We start from the raw sequence: 19,516 nt of genomic DNA on the forward strand, positions 1-19,516 counted from the left end.
CCATAGGCCGTCGCCGTGTACGGCAGCACGATGTCGTCGAAGTGAACAGCGGATTTCGACGGCGACTTTCGTGGAGGTGGGTCATGGCCAATCTGGCGGAGTACCTGGTGGAGACGGCACAGCGGCAGCCGGGGCGCCCCGCGCTCCGCCTGGGAGACCGGACCATCGGCTACGCGGAACTGGACGAGCGCAGTGCCCGCGCCGCCGCGCTGCTGCGGGCCGAGGGCGTCGGGCCGGGGGACCGGGTCGCCCTGATGCTGCCCAACGTTCCCGAGTTCGTCGTCCTGTACTACGGCGTGCTGCGCGCCGGAGGCGTCGTCGTCCCCGTGAACCCGCTGCTCAAGACACGGGAGACCGAGTACCACCTGAGCGACTCCGGGGCGGTGCTGCTCTTCGAATGGCACCAGGCGCCCGGTGAGGGCGCGCAGGGTGCGGCCGCCGCCGGTGTGCGGCATGTGGCCGTCGAACCGGCGGCCTTCGCGGACCTGCTGGCCGGACACGAACCGCTGCCCGGTGTGGCAACGACGCCGGACGACGACGTGGCCGTGCTCCTGTACACCTCCGGCACCACCGGCCGCCCCAAGGGCGCCACGCTCACCCACGGCGGACTGCGGCACAACACCGAGGTCAACACGGTCCATGTCCAGCGGATGACACCACAGGACGTGGTGGTCGGCTGTCTGCCGCTGTTCCACATCTTCGGCCAGATCTGCACCATGAGCGTGGCCGTGCGCGCGGGCGCCTCGCTCACCCTGATCCCCCGCTTCGAGCCGCAGGCGGTGCTTGATGCCATCGCCCGCGACCGGGCCACGGTCTTCGAGGGCGTTCCGACGATGTACGCGGCGCTGCTGCAGCACCCGTCGGAGGCGGACGTGTCGACGCTGCGGATGTGCGTCTCCGGCGGAGCCTCGCTGCCGGTGGAGATCCTGCACGGCTTCGAGCGGCGCTTCGGCTGTGCGGTGCTGGAGGGCTTCGGCATGTCCGAGACCAGCCCGGTGGTCACGTTCAACCATCCCGACCGGCCTCGCAAGGCCGGCTCCATCGGCACCCCGATCCAGGACGTGGAGGTGCGGCTGCTGGACGACAAGGGCCAGGACGTCGCGCCCGGCGAGGTCGGCGAACTGGCCGTACGGGGGCCGAACGTGATGAAGGGGTACTGGAACCGCCCCGAGGAGACGGCGGCCGCGATCCCGGACGGCTGGCTGCGCAGCGGTGACCTCGCGCGGCAGGACGAGGACGGCTATCTGTACATCGTCGACCGCAAGAAGGACATGATCATCCGCGGTGGCTACAACGTCTACCCGCGCGAGATCGAGGAGACCCTCCACGAGCACCCGGCCGTCGCCCTGGCCGCCGTGGTCGGCGTGCCGCACACCCACCTGGGCGAGGAGATCGCGGCGGCGGTCGTCCTCCGGCCGACCGCCCACGCCACCCCCGACGAACTGCGGGAGTTCGTGAAGGACCGGGTGGCCGCGTACAAGTACCCGCGCGAGGTGTGGATCGTGGACGCTCTGCCGACCGGCCCCAGCGGCAAGATCCTCAAGCGGGAGATCACCGCACCGGCGGGATGAGAGGAGGGGCGGAGCCAGGCCGCCCGTCTCGTGACCCGCTCCGCCGGTATCGGGAAGAAGGCAAGAAGGCAAGAAGGCAAGAAGAAGTGAAGCCCCGTACGGCACCTTCGCGCCCCCGGACAGGTCAGAGCGGGCCGCCGCCGAGACCGATCTCGTTCCCGTCGGGGTCGTGGTAGGTGACCTTGCGTACGCCGTTCGCGTAGGTCTCGCGGCTGCTGGGCTCCAGCCCTCGATCGGTGATCCCGGCGACACGGGTGTCGAGGTCGTCGACGAAGACGGTGTGCAGGGCGTGGCCGGCGCGCCCCGGCCGATGCTCGATGTACACATAGCGGTGCTCCGCCAGCTCCCACACCGCCTCCGTGTCGTTCGGGAAGAACGTCGGCGGGGAGCCGAGCAGCCGCTCGTACCAGGAGAGCGCCGCTGTGTAGTCGTTCACCGGAATGCCTGCGAAGAGGACGACCGCCATGACGCCATGGTAGGCCCGGCGACGCCCCGCCTCATGCGTCGACGCCGCGTTCCGGGTGGACGTGGGGTCGCACACCGTCCGCACCTCGACCGGGGGAGCGGCGGGTGCGGGCGGGGTGCGTGCCGTGCGGTCGCGCGGGGTGCGTCAGGCGCCGATCCTGGCGGCGATGACCGGGGCGAGGCGGTCGGTGATGGCGCGGTGTCCCTGGTCGTTGGGGTGGACGGAGTCGGTGAGGTCGCCGGAGCCCAGCCAGCCCGTGGTGTCGACGAAGGACACCCGGGAGTCCCCGCCCGAGATCGCCCCCTGCACGGCCGCCTCGGTCTGCGGGACGAAGCGTCCACGGAAGGTCTCCAACGCGAAGATCCAGGCCTGCGGATGGGCGGCGCGGACCTTGCGCAGCAGACTGGTGTAAGCGGCCTGGAACTGCGCCGAACTCACCCCGTGTCCCACGTCGTTGGTGCCCAGGTTGATGACGACGGCGTCGGCCCGGTAGCGGGCGGGGTCCCAGTCGGGTGTCGCCGCGTTGGGGTTGAGCCTGGTGTACTGCCGCTCCAGGCCCACACATCCGTCCGCCGCGGCCACGAGGCAGGCGCCGCCCTGGGCGATCTGCGTGTGCTCGGTGCCGAGCCGTTCCCCGATCAGCCAGCCGTACGCGGTACGGGCGTTCTGCGAGGTCGTCGTGCCCACGGTGATCGAGTCGCCCACGAACTCGACCAGCTTGGTCGGCGCGGACGGGGCGAAGGTCGTCGCCCCGCTGTCCAGGACCAGCCCCTGGAAGACGGCGTCACCCCGGTAGGAACCCGCCACCACCTGGTAGTTGACCTGAAGGGTGTGGCGGCCGGCCGACAGCGCGGACGGGGTCAGGTTCACCGTCCCCTTCACGTCGTCGTAGAACTTCACCGGTCCGTCGTCGATCCGGGCCCAGAAGTCGATCGTGCCGCGCTGCTTCAGCTGGACGGTCCGCCCGGTGAAGCCGACACGGTAGTAGGCACCGGCCCAGTACGGCGTGTAGGCCGTGGCGGAGGTCGTGGTGTCCCAGCGTCCGACGAACTTGATGTTCGGGTCGCCGGGCTGACCGGGAGCGGCCGCCTTCACGGAGGCGGACGCCGTGCCGTTCAGGGCGGCGCCGACGACAGGGGCCAGACGGCCCGCGAACTTGGTGTGGCCGGCCTCGTTGGGATGCCCGTTGCCGTCCTCGTAGTCGGTGCCGTCGGTGAGCCAGCCGGTCGTGTCGACGTAACGGACCCTGGCGTCACCGGCGTTGTTGCGGGCTGTGACAGCGGCCCTGGTCTCGGTGACGTACCGCTTCTTGAGTGTCTGCACCGCGAAGAGGGCCGCGTCCGGGTACTTGGCGCGGACGTCCCGCAGGAAGGCGGTGTACGCCGACTGGAACGCGGCACCGGACACCCCGTGTCCGATGTCGTTGGTACCGAGGTTGATGACGACCGCGCTCGCGCGGTAGCGGGCGAAGTCCCAGTCCGTGGTGCCCGTACTGGCCGACTTGAAGAACTGACCGCTCAGACCGGTGCAGCCCGACTGCGCGACGAGGCAGTAGCCGGAGCGGGCGATCTGCGTGTGCCGCATGCCCAGCCGCTCGCCGGTCCTCCAGGCGTACGAGTCGAGCGCCAGCCGGTCGGTGAGGGCACCGGCGGTGATGGAGTCGCCGACGAACTCGATCAGCCCGGCCGACGCCCCCGGAGCGACCGTACGGGCCCCGGAGTCCAGGACCAGGCCCTGGAAGGCCGTGTCCCCGGACCGGTAGGTGATCCGCAGGGTGTGCGTGCCCGACGCCAGGGGCTGGGGGGTGAGGTTCACGGTGCCGCGTACGCCCGCGTGGAAGACGTCGGGCCCGCCGTCGACACTGACGTAGAAGTTGACCGCGTCCCTGGCCTTCACCTTCACCGTGGTGCCGGTGAAGGACGTCTGTACGTACGCGCCGGTCCAGTTGGCGACGGCCGTCGTGCCCGAACTGGTGTCCCAGCGGCCGACGTAGGCGATGTTGGGGTCGGAGACCGAGCCGTCACCCGGTGCGGCGTGGGCCCTGGTGATGCCGGCCAGCGACAGCAGACAGGCGACGAGAACGGCCGTGAGGACGGCCGCCGGGCCGCGTCTGCCGGACCTGTGGGGGGAGGTCTGCATGGGGATCCTTTCTCACCGGAAGTGGGAGCGCTCCCATGAGCAGCCTTCCCACGGAACCAGTGAGGCGGATCGCGGTCAAGGGGGTCTGCGGGGGAGGAAGTCGGCCGCTTCCGTGAAGGAAGCGGCCGGTCGGATCCGGCCCGGCGCGGCGTGCCGCGCGCGTGGCGCGGACGCGGTGTCAGCCCGCCGCCTTCCCGATGAGCTCGACGAGCCGTGCCTCCGTGTCGGCGGTCAGCTCCGTCAGGGCGTAGGTCGTGGGCCACAGGGTGCCGTCGTCCAGCCGTGCCTGGTCGCTGAAGCCGAGCGTGGCGTACCTGGTCCTGAACTTCTGCGCGCTCTGGAAGAAGCAGACGACCTTGCCGTTCCTGGCGTACGCGGGCATGCCGTACCAGAGCTTCGGCGACAGGTCCGGCGCGGCGGACCGGACGATCTCGTGCAGCCGCTCGGCGAGGGCACGGTCCGTGTCCGTCATCCCGGCGATCTTCGCGAGCACGTCGCTCTCCCCGTCCGCCTTGGCCGTGCGCGGGCCGCGACGCGCGGACGTCTTCAACTCCTGCGCGTGCTCCTTCATCGCGTCGCGTTCCTCGGCCGTGAACCCGTCGAACTTCTTCTCGGCCGTGCCGCTGCTCCGGGTGGCCTTCCGCGTGTTCGTCATGTCAGGTTTCCTTCCTCGCGCTGTGTGATCGTCGATGTCGTTTCGCCGACTTCGTTCCGGGACGCGTCGACTTCGTTCCGGCGGCGCGTCGGTGCGTTCCGGGGACGCGCCGACGCGATGGTCAGCCGAGCCAGCGGCCGCCGCGCATCAGCTCACGCCCCGTCAACTCGTCGGCCTCGCACCAGGCCTGGACACGGCGCGGGGTGATACGGAACCAGTGGTACGGCGTGACCGACGCACGCGGGTCGAAGCCGGTGCGCGCGGCGAACCGGTCACCCCGGTCCTGCGGCAACGCGTCGATGCCGAGGACCTCCACCTCGCCCTCGATCATGGACACGTCGCGGGTGAGGCCCAGCGCCAGCCGAGCGGTCCGGGTCGCGGCCAGGTTCCGGCCGGTCGGGCTGTCGGCCGGCGTGGCCACCAACAGCGTTCCGCCGTCCCAGTCGAAGGACAGCGGCACCAGATACGGCACCCCGTCCACCGAGGCACTGGCCACCCAGACATCGACGTCATGGGCGAGCCGGCGCTCGGTGTCACGGCGACGCACCGCACGGGGGCGCGGCCCGTCACTCGTCCGGTCGGACGAACCGGTCATGGTCACTCCTAAGTTCCTGAACTCCTGGGTTCCTGAGTTCCTCGGTTCCTGAGTTCCCGGGGTCCGGGGTCGGGGGTCCGGGGTCCGGGGTCGGGGGCCGCGACCGGTCCGGTGGGTCCGCCGGGTCCGATCGCCGTGGTCACAGGCTCTCCCGGCGGGGCCACGGCCCGCCTCCGTGGTGAGCACGGAATCCACCACTGAGACGCCACGGACCAACGGATAATGACCCGGTGTCCAGTCCAGTGATCTCGACCCGGGAAGCCGAAGTGCTGGCGTTGCTCGGGGAGCACCTCAGCAACGCGGAGATCTCCGCGCGGCTGTTCATCTCCGTACGCACCGTCGAGTCACACGTCTCCGCCCTGCTGCGCAAGCTCGACGAACCGGACCGGCGGGCGCTCTCCCGGCGCGCGGCCGAACTCGCCCGCGCCGAGCGGCCACACCTGGCACCCGCCCTCCCCACACCGCTGACCGCGTTCATCGGCCGGGTACGGGAGCGCGCCGAGCTGGCCGAGGCGGTCAAGACACGCCGGCAGGTGACCGCGGTCGGTCCGGGCGGGGTGGGCAAGACCCGGCTCGCGCTGGCGGTGGCGGCCGACGCGGCCGGTGACTTCGCCGACGGGGTGTGGTTCGTCGACCTGGCCCCGGTCACCGACCCGGGACGGGTGGCGGCGGCGATCGCGGCGGCCGTGGGTGTGGGCGAACAACCCGGCCGCGGTATCGACGAGTCGGTGGTGTCCGCCCTGGTCGACCGCCAGGCGCTGCTGGTGCTGGACAACTGCGAGCAGATACGCGACGGGGTCGCGCCGTTCCTGGAACGGCTGCTGCTCGCCTGCCCGAAACTACGGGTCCTCGCGACGAGCCGGGCCCGGATGATGGTGCCGTTCGAGTGGGTGTTCCTCGTTCCGCCGCTCTCCTGGGAGGGCGGAGCCGACTCGGACGCCGTGACCCTGTTCCTGGAACGGGCGGCGGCGGTCGGCCTGCCACCGGAACCAGCCGTACGCGACCGGATCGCGGCCATCTGCGAACGGCTCGACGGCATGGCGCTGGCGATCGAACTCGCGGCGGCACGGTGGCCCACCCTCGGACTGGACGGGCTCACGGCCGGCCTCTCCGACCAGCTGCGGATCCTCGCCGGAGGCCCCCGCGCGGACGACCGGCACCGGTCGGTGCGGGCCGCGCTCGACTGGAGCCACGACCTGCTGGAGCCGCCGGACCGGGCGCTGCTGCGCCGGATCTCGGTGTTCGTGGTTCCCTTCACCGCCGAGGCGGCCACTACCGTGGCCGGGTTCGGCCCGCTCGACGCGGCCGGGGTCGCCGACGGACTCGGCCGGCTCGCCGAGCAGAGCCTGCTCACCGCGACACCGACCGCGACCGGCACCCGCTACCAGGCGCTGGAGACCATCCGCCAGTACGGGACCGAACGGCTCGCCGATGTCGGTGAGCTGGCGGACGTCCGGTCCCGCCACGTCGACTGGTGCCTGGCCGGCGCGACCGCCCTCACCGAGGCCGAGGCCGAGGGCGCGGATTGGCGCGCGCGTTTCGACGCCATGGCCGACGACCTGCGAGCGGCCCTCACCTGGGCCGCCGACCAGCCGGACCAGCGGCCGTCCGCCCACCGCCTCGCCCTCGCCCTGGCCGGACTGGCCTTCACCCGCAACCTGCTGGGCGAGTCCCAGCAGCGATACGAGCAGGCGGCGGCGCTGGCCGGGGGTGCCGGTGGTGCGAGTGGCGGGGGCGGTGCGGGTGGGGCAACTGGGGCCGCTGGGGCTGCCGGCACAGGTCGGGAGACCGTCGAGGTCGTCGGCGCTGTCGGTGAAGTGACCGGTGCTGTCGCCGGAGCCGTGGCGCTGCGGGAGGCCGCCGGGGTGGCCGGCTGTCGGCGGCTCGGCGACGACATGTTCCGCCTGCATCGTGCCGCCGCCGAGGCCGCCCGCCGGGCAGGGGACACCGCCGGCGCGGCTCGCGACCTGGCGGCCGCCGCCACCGTCGCGTACCGCTTCTCCAGCGAGTTCACCCGGCTCCCCGCCGTGGACGAGGTGACCGCCTTGCTCACGACAGCCCGACGACTGTCCGACGCCGTCGCCCTGGCGTCCGAGGAGCGGGCCGATCCGCCGTCCGAGGCGCGGGTTGACCCGTCGGCCGTGGCGCGGGCCCATCCGTCGTCGGACGCGATCGTCGATCCGTCGTCCGACGTGCGGGTCTACCCGTCGGTCGTGGCGCGGGCCGACCCGTCGTCCGACGCGCGGGCCGACCCGTCGTCCGACGTGCCGGCCGACCCGCTGGCCGACGTGCGGGTTGACCTGTCGGTCGTGGCGCGGGCCGATCCGTCGTCGGACGCGCGGGCCGACCGGCTGGCCGACGCGCGGACCGCCGTGCCGCCCCCTGCGTCAACCGATCCATCGGCCGATCCACCGACCCCTCTCCCGGCCGAACTCCCCGCCGTCCTTCCGGTCGAACCCCCTGCCGTCCTCCCGGCCGACCTGTTCGCCCATCCGCCGACCGACTCGGCTGTCGCCACCGCGGCCGCCCTCGCTCTGGCCGAAGCGGCGGTCGTCGCGGATGCCTTCGGTGCGGTGCAGGGAGACGCGGACAACACCGCGCAGGAGACCGTCAGGTATGCCGAGCGAGCCGTCGACCTCGCTCGGCGGGCGGGCGACCCGGTGGCCGAGTCCGCCGCTCTCGACGCGCTCTCCGGTGCCCGGACCTGGGCCGGCGAGCCCTTCGGCGCGGCGGCCGCGGCCCGGTGTCGTATCGACGTCCTGGCCTCGGTGCCGTGCACCCCCGCCAGCACGCACGAGCGGATGGACGCCCTCGCCATGGCCGCCGGGACGGCCCTCGGCGTGGGTGATCTGCCGCGGGCCCACCGGTGGGGCAGGCAACTCGCCGACCACCCGCTGCTCGCCGAGGTGCAGCACCACGCCGTGTCCTGGCTGCTGGTCGCGGACGCGTTCGCGGGCAACGCCACCGACGTACTCACCGGCAGCGAACGGTTCCTCGACGCCTGGCGGCGGAGCGGCCGGCACCGGTCGTTCTCGCTCGGCCCCGCCGCCGCGTCGGTCGCCATGGTCCACGGTCTGCGGGGCGACCACGCCGCGCGGGCGGCCTGGCTCGCGACCGTCGACGAGGCGGGCACCGCGTCGGAGCACCACCATGGCTACGGCGCCGTCTGCGACGCCATGGTCCTCCTCCACCACGGCGACCCGGACGCGGCCCTGGAACGCGTCGCACCCGAGCCCGAGCAGGTGTGGAAGTGGGTCTCCTGGATCTGGCTGCACTGGTACGCGGGCCTCCGGGCCGAGGCCTCGGTCCTGGCCGGTCACCCGGAAGCCCGCGCCCGGGTCGCCGCCGCCCGGGCCCTGGTCACCGGCAACCCGGTCGCCACCGCCCAACTGGACCGGGCACAGGCGCTCCTGGACGGCGACCTGCCCGGCCAACTCGAGGCCGCCAGGGCGTTCGACGCGGCGGGATGCGCGTACCAGTCGGCCCGCACGCTCCTCCTCGCCGGCGACGGCCACACCGCCGCCGGCTCGGCGGCACTCGCCGCCCTCGGCCTCGCGCCCAGCTCCCGCTGAACGCACCCGGTGACCCCCGATGAGGTGTGGCGCTCCGCCGGGTCCACACCTCACGAGAGCCATCCGTCGGTGCCCTACGTGACCGACGGCATCGAGAGCGCGATGGCACGGGCGAAGGCCGCGGCCGGGGACCTGGACGTACTGGTCCACGGTGCCTACACGGCACGGCAGGCACTGGAGGCCGGAGTGCTCGACGAGGTGGAGATCCACCGGATCCCGGTGCTGTTCGGCACCGGCCGCCGGCTGTTCGACGCCCTGCCCACGCGGACCGAGCTGGAGATCGTCCGAGTGATCGACACCCCGGAGGCCACGCACACCCGCTACCGCGTCCGCCGCTGAGCGGGTCGCTGCGACGGATCCCTCCGGCGTCAGCGGCCCTTGCGTACCCGGGCCGCCGCGCGGGCCTCCGCGGTCCTGCGGGCCTCGGCGGTCTTGCGGGACTCCTTCGCGGGACGTCCCGGACGGGTGCCGAGGCCGCGGAAGGGGGCGTTGCCGCTGCTGGACTTCGTCCCGTTCGGCGGACGCCTCGCCCCGGTGATGGCGGTCAACTGTGCCTCGCCGGAGCGCACTTGGGTGACCGTCGGGCGGATCCCGGCGTCGGACATCATCCGGTTCACGTCGCGCCGCTGGTTGGGGGTGACCAGGGTGACCACCTTCCCGGACTCCCCGGCGCGCGCCGTGCGCCCGCCACGGTGCAGGTAGTCCTTGGCGTCGGCGGGCGGATCGACGTTGACGACGAGGTCGAGCGCGTCGATGTGGATGCCCCGCGCCGCGACGTTCGTGGCCACCAGCACGGTGACCCCACCGTCCTTGAACTGGCCGAGCGTGTGCGTGCGCTGCGGCTGCGACTTCCCGCTGTGCAGGGCGGCGGCCCGTACACCGCTGGTCCGCAGATGGCGTGTGAACTGGTCCACGCCGGCCTTGGTGTCCAGGAACATCAGCACCCGGCCGTCCCGCGCGGCGATCTCGGTCGCCGTCGCGTACTTGTCGGCGGCGTGGATGTTCAGCACATGGTGTTCCATCGTGGTGACCGAGCCCGCGAGCCGGTCGACCGAGGCGTGCACCGGGTCGTGCAGATAGCCGCGCACCAGCTGGTCGACGTCGCGGTCGAGCGTGGCGGAGAACAGCAGCCGCTGCCCGTCGGCGGGGACCTGGTCCAGGATCTCCGAGACCTGCGGCAGGAAGCCCAGGTCGCACATCTGGTCCGCCTCGTCCAGCACCGTGATCCGCACCTGGTTCAGAAGGCAGTCCCGGCGCGACACCAGGTCGGCGAGCCGCCCCGGTGTCGCGACGACCACCTCGGCCCCGGTCCGCAGCAGCGCCTGCTGCTTGTTGATCGACAGCCCGCCGACCACCGTCGCCAGCCGCACCTTCAGCGTCTGCGCGTACGGCTCCAGCGCGTCGCTCACCTGCTGGGCGAGTTCCCGGGTCGGCACCAGGACCAGCGCGAGCGGCCGCTTCGACTCCGCCCGCAGGCCTGCCGTCCGGACGAGCAGCGCGAGCCCGAACGCCAGCGTCTTGCCCGAGCCGGTCCGTGCCCGGCCGAGGACGTCGCGGCCGGCGAGCGCGTTCGGCAGCGTCGCCGCCTGGATCGGGAAGGGCTCCGTCACCCCGAGGTCGGTCAGGGTCCGCAGCAGCTCCGGCGGCAGCCCGAGCGCGTCGAAGGACTCGGCCGGCGGCAGGTCCCGGGACACCGCCTCCGGCGTCGACAGGTCGCCCCGCGGCGCTGTCGCACGCCGGGGGGTGTCGGAGGGGGAGAGCCCGGAGGCCGACGGCTTCGCGTTCATGGGGAACCTTTCCTGGTCTGGCGCCCGGAACGCGCCGGGGCCCGTACCCCTCGGTACGGGCCCCGGCGGTGTCGAAGCGTGACCCCCATTTTACCAGCGGACGCCTACCGGTGGACCGGCCCGCGCACGGGCGGCCCGCCGGCTAGAAGCTGCCGTAGTTGACCTGCCAGGTCGGCAGGCCCATCCGGCGCCACACGGCGACCACCCGGTCGCGGTCGTCGAGGGAGACCCGTACGGCGAACCGGTGGCGTACATGCCGGTCGAACAGCTCGGCCTTCACCACGTCGTCGCGGCGTTGGTCGCCCGCGGCGCGCATCCACAGTTCGTCGTACGGGACCTCGTGCGCACGCAGCCACGCCTCCGTCCGGCCCCGGTGCTCCTCACCGCGGCCGGAGAGCAGGACGACGACATCGCCCTCGGCCTTCCGGAAGGAGCGCAGCGCCCCGCGCACCGACACGTTGAGCAGGTCCTCCTCGCAGCGTGTGAAGTCGTAGGCGCCCCGGTCGCCCCTGAGGGCGAGCGTGCCGTCGATGTCGCACATGACCGCCGAGGGCAGCGCCGGGTCGGCGACGTACGGCTCGACGGCGGGCTCGTCGTTCAGCCACTCCGCGGTGAGCCGCCAGCCGCCCCTGCGGGACTTCGCGTGCTTGTCGGCGAGGATCCGGATGATCTCCTCGCCGACCGGCCGCTCCCGCCCGGCGTCGCGCCGCAGGCACTCCTCCACCGGCACGTCGGTGAAGTCGTGCACGACGAAGGTGGCCAGCCCCGCCACCGCAGCCTTCAGCCGCTTCGGGATGTGCGGCGTCATGTGCGTGTTGTCCACCACGACGTCGAAGCCACCGTCGACGGCCGCCCGCACCGCCGCGTCCTGGATCGCCAGCACGGTCTGCTCGTGCGCGTACGACCGACGCTCGGCCCCCTCGGGCAGCGGCACGTCGAGCATCGTGCGCAGATCGTCCAGGTTGACGCGGCGCATCCGGCCCTCGGACTCCGCCTGCAGCTTGCGCGCAGCGGTCGTCTTCCCCGAAGCGGGCAGGCCCGTCATGACGTGTACCACGGGCACGGTCAGTTCTCCTCGTCGTTCTTGAAGGGGTCGGACGCCTCCGGCCGGGTGGAACGGTATGTCACGAGCTCGGTCGGGCGGCCGTCCAGGCGCAGGAACATGGCGGGGCGCACGGCCGCGTCGGGCAGTTCCCGCACCGCGCGGGCGAAGGCGCCCCGGTCGCCGGCGAGATGCGCGACGGACCGGAACGCCTCGTCGATCGCCCGTTCCCGGTCCTCCACCTGCTTCTCGATGCCCGCGACGACACCGCGAACCCAGGCGTCGAACTCGTCGGGCACCTGCTCCAGCAGCGCGTCCAGCGGCCGGCCTCCGGTCGCGACGATGTCCTCGGCCGAGCAGTTCAGCGCCTGCGCCACCTGCTTGGCGGGCAGCCCCGCGAACCGCTGGATGCCGTGACCGCGCCAGATGTCCCGCTCGGTCACACCGGTGAGCACCTTGTGGAGCCGGACGTACTCGGCGAACTTGGCCTTGGCCCGTACGCCCGAGGCGAAGCGCAGCACGAAGCCCTCCGCGTCGGTGCCCGTGGCCGCCGTTCCGCCGGGCAGCCGGTTGGCGTCCGTCATGGCCAGCAACTCGCCAAGCGGCACCGCCGGCCACACGGTGACGACGGAACCGATGCCGCGCCAGCCGGTCGCGGCCTCGGACAGGGCGACCTCGGTGCCGTCCTGGGCGAACGCGGCCAGCAGCACGATGTCACGACGGTCGCCGTAGTCGACGACGATCCGGTTCTCCGGGTACAGGATCTCGGCCAGGTAGGTCACCCCGGGGACGAGACCGGAGGTGTCCTTCCCGTCGAGCAGCCGCTGCGCCCAGGTGGCCTGCACGCTGACGAACGAACCCTTGGACGCGACCCGCCACCGGCCGGCGTAGTGGAAGACCACCGCCAGACTGCCGTCGACCTTGTCGTACACCTCGAACGGCTCGTCCGGGAGGCTCGGGGCGTACGGCTGACCGGCCTCGTGCTCACCGACGTTGAAGAACTTCGGCAGCGGAAGCGCGACGATCTCACCGGTGCCGTCGTCGGCCACGAGACCGCGGCAGCGCGTGGTCACCCGGTTCCACACCCGCTCGTACTGGCATGTCCTCGTGTACGTGTAGATGGACAGCGGCAGTTCCGGGTGCGGCTTGCGCGTGACGTGCCCCGCTTCGAGCGCCGCCGCCAACTCCTCAGGCGGCAGCAGCTCATGAAGAGTCAGGTAGGCCTGGCTCATGTGTTCCTCCCCTTGCTGGTCCCTGATTGTCACGTGGGGAAGGGCGCTCGCACACCGGATTTTCCGCGGTCCCGGAGAGAGGACGGACAGGTCACAGCCCACGTCGGCCGAGAAGGACACGCGCACCTCACCCGCCGGGGGCCACCGCCCGCGGCACCCGCGCCAGGAGCGACTCGACCTCCGCGCCCCAGCGCGAGCTGATCACCGGGTCGCGCGCCGGGTCGGCCCACAGCAGATGGCTGCCGCCGTTGCCGCGGGCGCAGCGCGGCGGTGGCGGGTGCCGAGGGCCACACCGTGCGGTCGTCGTTGAGCCACCAGGACAGGCCGTAGTTCGGCTTGACCCGGCAGGGCGTCCACAACTCCTCGACCCAGCGCCGCGAGACGACCCGCCGCCCGCCCCACACCCCGCCGCGCAGGCAGAGTCGGCCGATGCGGGCCAGATCGAGGGCACTGATCCACAGGCCGCCACCCCAGTGCGCACCACCGGACACCACGGGCACCCGTACGCCGTCGACCTCGGTCACGGATTCTCTGTCAAATTCACCGTGTTGAAGTGAAGCACCCTCCAGACAGCTCAGTTGACAACTGCGCTTGGGCGTTCGACCAGGATCCGGCCGCGTTGGCTGTTATGGCGGCCAATGCGCTCGCGGTACCCCAGAACCCGGCCCGCTCGTGCACGGCCAGACTGGCGATGTTCGCACCCCCCATCTGGTGCTGTCAGCTGTCTGACCAGGTCCACGTGAGGCACGGCTTCGGTGCGGGAGGCGTGCTTGCGCGACGTGCCGGGGGCCGTGCGCCGCACGGCCCCCGGCGTGGTGTCTGCGCTGTGAGGGCTACGGGGTGAGGTGTTCCAGGAGCCGGGCGACAACGGCCCGGACGGTGCCGGAGACGGCGCCGCGCACTGCGGCAGCGGCCAGGAGCAGGCGCTCGCGGCGGGTCAAGTGGGTGCGGGACATCGGCTTTCTCTCCACGAGGTCATGGTGGGCGGCTGGGTAGCCGGCTGGCTCGCTGTCCACGCTGGACCCCGTACGAAGATCAACTCTGGGTTGCGACAAGCCGTCAACGAGTCCGGAAATTTCCGCTGTTCACGCCATGCCGTAGTCGGGGCGGGGAGAAGATGGTGCGATGAGTGGCGATACGGCGGCGGACGGGTGAGCGTGAAGCGGCCGCGGGTGCTGGGGCGGGCGCGGGTGGGCTGGCCTCGTGCACTGCGGGAGCTGAAAGAGCTGCTGTATGAGGTGTATCTGGCGGCGGACGCTCCCAGCCTGGATGAGATCACCGTGGCCATCGCCACCGATGACGATCTGGCGGGATCGCCGGAGCGGGACACCGTACGCCGCTGCATCAGCGCCCCGTCCCTGCCAGCCAAGCAGGCTGATGCCGTGTCCGTGGCCACCGTGCTGGCCCGCCGTTCGGCGTGGGATGAGCAGGACCTGGCGGCGCGGGTGCGTGATCTGTGGGTCCGGGCCCGGATGGCGCAGGGCGTCGGCCGCCCGATTGGCGAGTTCGATGACCAGCTCATCCTGGCCGACCTGGAAGTCCACGCAGCCCTTGGTACCGGTGACGCCCGCCAACGGTTCGGGGCCCTGCCCACCTACCTCCCACGGGAGCATGACACGCGTTTGGAAACGGTGGTCGCCGCCGCTGCGGAGGCTGGGCGCAGCGGAATCGCGGTGCTGGTCGGTGGCTCGTCCACGGGCAAGACCCGCGCTCTGTGGGAGGCAGTACGCAGCCTGCCGAAGCCCTGGCGGCTGTGGCATCCGATCAGCCCCAGCCGCCCGGATGCGGCCCTGGCCGACCTTGAGGACGTTGCCCCGTACACCGTGGTGTGGCTGAACGAGGCCCAGGACTACCTTGCCGCTGACCCAATCGGGGCACAGGTCGCCGCAGGTCTGCGCAGCCTGCTCCACGACCCGTCACGAGCTCCTGTGCTCGTGCTCGCCACCCTGTGGCCCGAACACTGGAACACCCTCACCAACCGCGCCTCCCCCGATCAGTACGCCCATGCCCGTGAACTCTTGGACGGGCACAAGATTGATGTGCCGGACGCGTTCACCCCCGCCGACCTCGCCGCACTCGCCGGTGTCGGCGGAACCGATCCCCGGCTCACCGAGGCCGCCGAACGTGCCCAGGATGCCCAGGTCACCCAGTACTTGGCCGGAGTTCCCGTCCTGATGGACCGCTACAACACAGCGCAGGGCGCTACCCGGGCCCTGATCCATGCCGCCATGGACGCCCGCCGTCTTGGCGCCGGCCCCTACATCCCGGTGGCCTGGCTGGCCGACGCCGCCCCCGGCTACCTCACCGAGAGCGAATGGAACGCCGCCGACAAGGACTGGCTCACCCAGGCCCTCGACTACGTCACCCAGGAATGCAACGGCATCCCCGGCATCCTCACCCCCGCCAAGACCACCACCCGCAATCAACGCAACCACCGCCCGGCCACCACGACACCTCTCTTCCCCCGTCCGTCCAGGGCACTCAGGGGCCCCACTATCTGCTGGCCGACTACCTCGACCAGCACGGCCGCGGCCACCGCGCCGACCAGATCCCGCCCGTCGACTTCTGGATCGCAGCCGCCCATCACGCCCACCCCACCGACCTGAGCACCCTCGGTATCGCCGCCTGGAACCGCGGCTTGTACCGCGACGCCGCCCAACTCCTGAAGAAGGCCACCGCTCACGGCGGCGACCCCTACGTGGCGCGCACCCTTGTCAGTAAATTCTCACGACTGCATCTCACTGATCGCCGACCCGCCGAGTGGACTGTGACCCAGTGGCTCTTGACGCCCCCAGCGCTGTGGCGGATCTGCTGGGTGGGCTGAGCGAGGTCGGGGCGAAGGAGCAGGTTGCCGCTCTGGCCGCTCGGGCCGCCTCCCACGTGGCTCTTGACGACCCCAGGGCCGTGGCCGTGCTGCTGGGCGGGCTGAGGAAGGTTGGGGCGGAGGAGCAGGTTGCCGCCTTGCTGGCCCGAGACCCCGCCGCCCATGTCGCTCTTGACGCCCCCAGCGCTGTGGCGGATCTGCTGGGTGGGCTGAGCGAGGTCGGGGCGGAGGAGCAGGTTGCCGCTCTGGCCGCTCGGGCCGCCACCTTCAGCGACCCCAGTGCCGTGGCTGACTTCGTGGGCAATCTGCACTGGGGAGTGTCGCTTAGGCAAGGGACCAATTGGATCACTGGGGCCGCAGCCTTCGGTGCCTTCGACGACCCCTGGGTCGTGACCGCGCTGCTGCGTAGGCTGCACTGGCCCGGAGCGGATGAGCAAAAGGCTGCCCTATTGGCCGGCGGCCCCGCCTCCCACGTCGCGCTTGACGACCCCAGGGCTGTGGCCGAGCTGCTGCACTGGTTGCGCTGGGTCGGAGCGAAGGAACAGGTCGCCCTTCTCGCTGCCCGGGCCGCTACCTACGTCGCTCTTGACGACCCCAGCGCTGTGGCGGATCTGTTGGGCGAGCTGAGCAGCCTCGGGGCGGAGGAGCAGGTTGCCGCTCTGGCCGCTCGGGCCGCCTCCCACGTGGCTCTTGACGACTCCAGGGCGGTGGCCGTGCTGCTGCGCGGGCTGCACCAGTTCGGGGCGCAGGCGCAGATTGCCGCCTTGGCTGCGCGGGCTGCCGCCCACGTGGCTCTTGACGACTCCAGGGCGGTGGCCGTGCTGCTGCGCGGGCTGCACCAGCTCGGGGCGCAGGCGCAGATTGCCGCTCTGGCCGCTCGGGCCGCCTCCCACGTGGCTCTTGACGACCCCAGCGCTGTGGCCGTGCTGCTGCGCGGGCTGAGTGGGATCCGGGCGAAGGCGCAGGTTGCCGCGTTGCTGGACCGCGACCCCGCCTCCCACGTGGCTCTTGACGACCCCAGCGCTGTGGCCGTGCTGCTGCGCGGGCTGAGTGGGATCCGGGCGAAGGCGCAGGTTGCCGCGTTGCTGGACCGCGACCCCGCCGCCCACGTGGCCCTCGACGACCCCAGGGCGGTGACCGCCCTGCTGCACGGGCTGCGCGGGGCCCGGGCGAAGGCGCAGATTGCCGCCCTGGCTGCGCGGGCTGCCGCCCACGTGGCTCTTTACGACACCAAGGCGGTGATCGCGCTGCTGCACAGGCTGCGCGAGATCGGAGCGGAAGAGCAGGCGGCCACTCTGACTGTCCGGGTCGCCGCTCAAGTTGCCCTTGACGACCCCACGGCGGTTACCGCGCTGCTGCGCGAGCTGCATTCGTCCGGGACGGAGGAGCAGGCCGCTACTCTGGCCGCACGGGCCGCCTCCCACGTGGCCCTTGACGACCCCAGCAGGGTGGCTGGCTTGCTGGACGAACTTCGCCGGGCCGGGGAGATCGAGCAGATCAGCGTCCTCGTCTCCCGGCTTTCTGCCGCAGGGCACTTCGAAGAATTCATCGAGCTCTGCGGTAGCTCGGAACAGTTTCGGCTCGGGCGTGAGCCCGACGGGAGCATCGCCCCTTCGTGGACGTGGGACGACCTTGAGTGATGACGCCGGGGGAGGCGTATGCCGGTAAGGCCGTCGTCGGCCAGCAACGCCTGGGAGCCTCGGCGGTATCGCCGCCTGCTGCACAGCCGAGGACCGGAACTGCCCTCCTGCCCGGGCGTATGGGGCGGGGGCGCTGGACGCTGTATCGGTGATGGAGGTGCCGCCTTCTTGGCGCCTCGGGCCGGAGTGGTGGTGGAGCGCTTCCGCCCCGCCTGCGGCAGGGTGGGATGAGTGCCCTCTACGGGGGCGCGATCATCGGGGCGGCGAGTTCGTCGACCCGGGCCAGCCGCTTATCCCACAGTTCCGGATCCTCCCCGGCAGGTACGGCCTCCGGCGACGCCTGAGGGCTTCTCCAGGGACGGGGAGGCAGGCAACGCGCCGACTGAGTGCGTTGTGTCAAAGGGAGTCCCTGTTCGATGAGCAGGGGCTTCTTCGTGTGCGGGGCGTGATCACGACGGGGTAGGGGCAGGCAGCGGACGGCTTGCTGTTGATCGAGGAGGTCGCGATGCCGTCGGTGCTGGGGTTGATGGAACAGCGTGAGGCGCGGGCGAGGCAGGATCTGGAGTCCTGGACGGAGGTCCTGGAGCAGGCTCAGGCGGAGGTGGATGCCGCGCGGGAGCGCGTCGAGCGGGCCCGGGTGGGGCGTGAGGAGCTCGTGTCGGTGCTGGCCGAGGAGAGCCCGGTGAATACGCCGGCTTCCGTGCCGTCTGGTGGTGAGGCTGTTGCGGTTGGGGGTTCGAGCGGCTCCGGTGCGGGCCATGGTGAGCGGCCGCCGGTGTGGCGGTCGGGCATGGGTGAGGAGGTGCTCAGCGGTGTGTATCGGGAGGTGTTCGCCGCTGCGGTGGCTGCTTCGGGGCCGGTGAACGGGGTGGAGTTGACGCGGGCGGTGGGCCGGAAGGCGGAGATCAAGAACGAGGTGGAGAAGATCCGTCACCGTGCCTACGTGCTGGAGAAGCGGGGCTGGCTGGTGCGGGCGGAGGACGGACGGTTCATGCCCGCGCCCGGGGCAGTCGGCCGGGGCGTTTCTCCGGCCAGCGCGGAGCGTCTGCGGCCAGGCGCCGGGACAGCCTGATAACGGCTGCCCACCACACCATCTGCTGGTGGTGGTCGGGGCGGCGTTCGTGGTCGCGGTTGAGGCGGCGTGAGCGGGAGAGCCAGCTCAGCGTGCGCTCCACCACCCACCTGCGGGCCAGTACGACAAATCCGCGTTGCCCGTCGGAGCGGCGCACGACCTCGATCCGGACTCCATGGCGGGCGAACGCCGCCGTGAGCGCCGGGCCCTGGTAGGCGCTGTCGACCCACACCAGCTTCAGCAGCCGGCCCGGCTGGTCCATGAACGTCTCCAGCAGCGCGGGAGCGGCCTTGGAGTCGTGCACATCGGCTGTGGTCACGGTCACCTCCAGGAGCAGTCCCTCGGTGTCGGTCAGGATGTGGCGTTTGCGCCCGTCACGTGACTTGCCGCCGTCGTATCCGCGACTGTCCTCGCCGACGGTCTCGGACCCGCGAGAAACACGGCCGCCGCACCCGCTTCCGGCAACTGATCTCCGGCATGCCCACCGGCAGGCTCCGCGCCCGCCTGTCCTCGATGGCGGATCAGACGGGTATCGCGGTCATCGCCGTGGACCCGGCCTACACCAGCCGCTGGGGCGCCCAGCACTGGCAGAAACCCCTCACCAAAACCACCCGTAAGACCACCCGCCACGACGCTGCCGCCGTGGCGATCGGAAGGCGCGCCCAGGGACACCCGATCCGGCGACGGACGGCACCGCCCCCACAGCACCGGAGTGATGCGGTGGGGCATCGGACCGTCCAGGCCCGACCAGGTGTTCCTGGGCGTGAGGAACCCCGCCCCCGCATCCCCGGACCACGGACACGATCCGTGCCGCCCGGGTGCGGAGTGAACGCGGGCAACCAGAACGCCCAACACCGTCCGGGGCGTTCGGCCGAGCATGAGACCTGGCAACAGGACTCACTCCCGCTCAGTCTTTAGAAA

The 19,516-nt window shown here is 71.8% G+C and carries 15 protein-coding genes and 1 pseudogene; 7 read left to right on the plus strand and 9 right to left on the minus strand.

Annotated elements, in window-relative coordinates; translation table 11 throughout:
* Window positions 1-83 precede the first annotated feature (83 nt).
* Window positions 84-1,571, plus strand: a complete 1,488-nt coding sequence (locus tag OG272_RS44855; RefSeq protein ID WP_327726384.1) for a long-chain fatty acid--CoA ligase — start codon at window positions 84-86, stop codon at window positions 1,569-1,571.
* A gap of 124 nt (window positions 1,572-1,695) precedes the next feature.
* On the opposite strand, the gene OG272_RS44860 is transcribed toward OG272_RS44855, so the two are convergent.
* The 4 genes from OG272_RS44860 to OG272_RS44875 form a co-directional block, all read right to left on the minus strand.
* Window positions 1,696-2,037: a VOC family protein gene (locus OG272_RS44860; RefSeq protein WP_327726383.1), complete on the minus strand. Its 342-nt coding sequence runs from the start codon at window positions 2,035-2,037 to the stop codon at window positions 1,696-1,698.
* Between the two features lie 144 nt (window positions 2,038-2,181).
* The gene (locus tag OG272_RS44865; RefSeq protein WP_405895899.1) at window positions 2,182-4,176 is read right to left on the minus strand and encodes a GDSL-type esterase/lipase family protein; all 1,995 of its coding nucleotides are present in this window, start codon (window positions 4,174-4,176) and stop codon (window positions 2,182-2,184) included.
* A 178-nt stretch (window positions 4,177-4,354) separates the two neighbouring features.
* Window positions 4,355-4,831: a DUF1801 domain-containing protein gene (locus tag OG272_RS44870; RefSeq protein WP_326573905.1), complete on the minus strand. Its 477-nt coding sequence runs from the start codon at window positions 4,829-4,831 to the stop codon at window positions 4,355-4,357.
* A gap of 121 nt (window positions 4,832-4,952) precedes the next feature.
* On the minus strand, window positions 4,953-5,426 hold the full coding sequence (locus tag OG272_RS44875; RefSeq protein ID WP_327726381.1) for a pyridoxamine 5'-phosphate oxidase family protein: 474 nt from the start codon (window positions 5,424-5,426) through the stop codon (window positions 4,953-4,955).
* A 230-nt stretch (window positions 5,427-5,656) separates the two neighbouring features.
* Between OG272_RS44875 and OG272_RS44880 the strand changes: the two genes are divergently transcribed.
* The gene (locus tag OG272_RS44880; RefSeq protein WP_405895900.1) at window positions 5,657-8,998 is read left to right on the plus strand and encodes a LuxR C-terminal-related transcriptional regulator; all 3,342 of its coding nucleotides are present in this window, start codon (window positions 5,657-5,659) and stop codon (window positions 8,996-8,998) included.
* 69 nt (window positions 8,999-9,067) lie between these two features.
* Window positions 9,068-9,337 (plus strand): dihydrofolate reductase family protein, encoded by a 270-nt coding sequence (locus tag OG272_RS44885; protein ID WP_327726379.1) that lies wholly within the window; start codon window positions 9,068-9,070, stop codon window positions 9,335-9,337.
* A 29-nt stretch (window positions 9,338-9,366) separates the two neighbouring features.
* On the opposite strand, the gene OG272_RS44890 is transcribed toward OG272_RS44885, so the two are convergent.
* From OG272_RS44890 to OG272_RS44905, 4 genes are all read right to left on the minus strand, one after another.
* Window positions 9,367-10,785, minus strand: coding sequence for a DEAD/DEAH box helicase (locus OG272_RS44890; protein ID WP_327726378.1), 1,419 nt, complete (start codon window positions 10,783-10,785; stop codon window positions 9,367-9,369).
* 142 nt (window positions 10,786-10,927) lie between these two features.
* A complete protein-coding gene (locus OG272_RS44895; protein ID WP_326573895.1) occupies window positions 10,928-11,848 on the minus strand; it encodes an AAA family ATPase in 921 nt (306 codons plus the stop codon).
* Window positions 11,849-11,850: 2 nt separating this feature from the next.
* Complete coding sequence (locus OG272_RS44900; RefSeq protein WP_327726377.1) at window positions 11,851-13,059, minus strand: RNA ligase; 1,209 nt, start codon at window positions 13,057-13,059, stop codon at window positions 11,851-11,853.
* 833 nt (window positions 13,060-13,892) lie between these two features.
* A complete protein-coding gene (locus OG272_RS44905; protein WP_327726376.1) occupies window positions 13,893-14,015 on the minus strand; it encodes a hypothetical protein in 123 nt (40 codons plus the stop codon).
* Window positions 14,016-14,210: 195 nt separating this feature from the next.
* On the opposite strand from OG272_RS44905, the gene OG272_RS44910 reads away from it, so the two are divergent.
* The 3 genes from OG272_RS44910 to OG272_RS44920 all read left to right on the plus strand — a co-directional run bounded on the left by OG272_RS44910 (window position 14,211) and on the right by OG272_RS44920 (window position 18,595).
* Window positions 14,211-15,665, plus strand: a complete 1,455-nt coding sequence (locus tag OG272_RS44910) for a hypothetical protein (protein ID WP_327726375.1) — start codon at window positions 14,211-14,213, stop codon at window positions 15,663-15,665.
* Between the two features lie 298 nt (window positions 15,666-15,963).
* Window positions 15,964-17,523, plus strand: a complete 1,560-nt coding sequence (locus OG272_RS44915; protein WP_327726374.1) for a hypothetical protein — start codon at window positions 15,964-15,966, stop codon at window positions 17,521-17,523.
* Window positions 17,524-18,028: 505 nt separating this feature from the next.
* Window positions 18,029-18,595 carry a hypothetical protein gene (locus OG272_RS44920; RefSeq protein ID WP_327726373.1) on the plus strand — a complete coding sequence of 189 codons (567 nt, stop codon included), beginning with the start codon at window positions 18,029-18,031 and terminating at the stop codon, window positions 18,593-18,595.
* On the opposite strand, the gene OG272_RS44925 is transcribed toward OG272_RS44920, so the two are convergent.
* Window positions 18,513-18,953, minus strand: a complete 441-nt coding sequence (locus OG272_RS44925; protein WP_405896137.1) for a transposase — start codon at window positions 18,951-18,953, stop codon at window positions 18,513-18,515. The genes OG272_RS44920 and OG272_RS44925 overlap by 83 nt on opposite strands.
* Window positions 18,954-19,018: 65 nt before the next feature.
* Here OG272_RS44925 and OG272_RS44930 point away from each other — a divergent pair.
* A pseudogene (locus OG272_RS44930) lies at window positions 19,019-19,513 on the plus strand (IS200/IS605 family accessory protein TnpB-related protein); the annotation flags it as partial.
* Between the last annotated feature and the right edge of the window lie 3 nt (window positions 19,514-19,516).

Origin of the sequence: Streptomyces sp. NBC_00104, assembly GCF_045160825.1 — a bacterium.
In the GTDB taxonomy this organism is placed as follows: Bacteria; Actinomycetota; Actinomycetes; order Streptomycetales; family Streptomycetaceae; genus Streptomyces.

Excerpts from the sequence above, each read along its gene's own strand:
- OG272_RS44865 (WP_405895899.1), bottom strand. The coding sequence starts at position 4,176 with ATGCAGACCTCCCCCCACAGGTCCGGCAGACGCGGCCCGGCGGCCGTC.
- OG272_RS44890 (WP_327726378.1), bottom strand. The coding sequence starts at position 10,785 with ATGAACGCGAAGCCGTCGGCCTCCGGGCTCTCCCCCTCCGACACCCCC.
- OG272_RS44860 (WP_327726383.1), bottom strand. The coding sequence starts at position 2,037 with ATGGCGGTCGTCCTCTTCGCAGGCATTCCGGTGAACGACTACACAGCG.
- OG272_RS44875 (WP_327726381.1), bottom strand. The coding sequence starts at position 5,426 with ATGACCGGTTCGTCCGACCGGACGAGTGACGGGCCGCGCCCCCGTGCG.
- OG272_RS44855 (WP_327726384.1), top strand. The coding sequence starts at position 84 with ATGGCCAATCTGGCGGAGTACCTGGTGGAGACGGCACAGCGGCAGCCG.
- OG272_RS44905 (WP_327726376.1), bottom strand. The coding sequence starts at position 14,015 with ATGTCCCGCACCCACTTGACCCGCCGCGAGCGCCTGCTCCTGGCCGCT.
- OG272_RS44900 (WP_327726377.1), bottom strand. The coding sequence starts at position 13,059 with ATGAGCCAGGCCTACCTGACTCTTCATGAGCTGCTGCCGCCTGAGGAG.
- OG272_RS44870 (WP_326573905.1), bottom strand. The coding sequence starts at position 4,831 with ATGACGAACACGCGGAAGGCCACCCGGAGCAGCGGCACGGCCGAGAAG.
- OG272_RS44920 (WP_327726373.1), top strand. The coding sequence starts at position 18,029 with ATGCCGTCGGTGCTGGGGTTGATGGAACAGCGTGAGGCGCGGGCGAGG.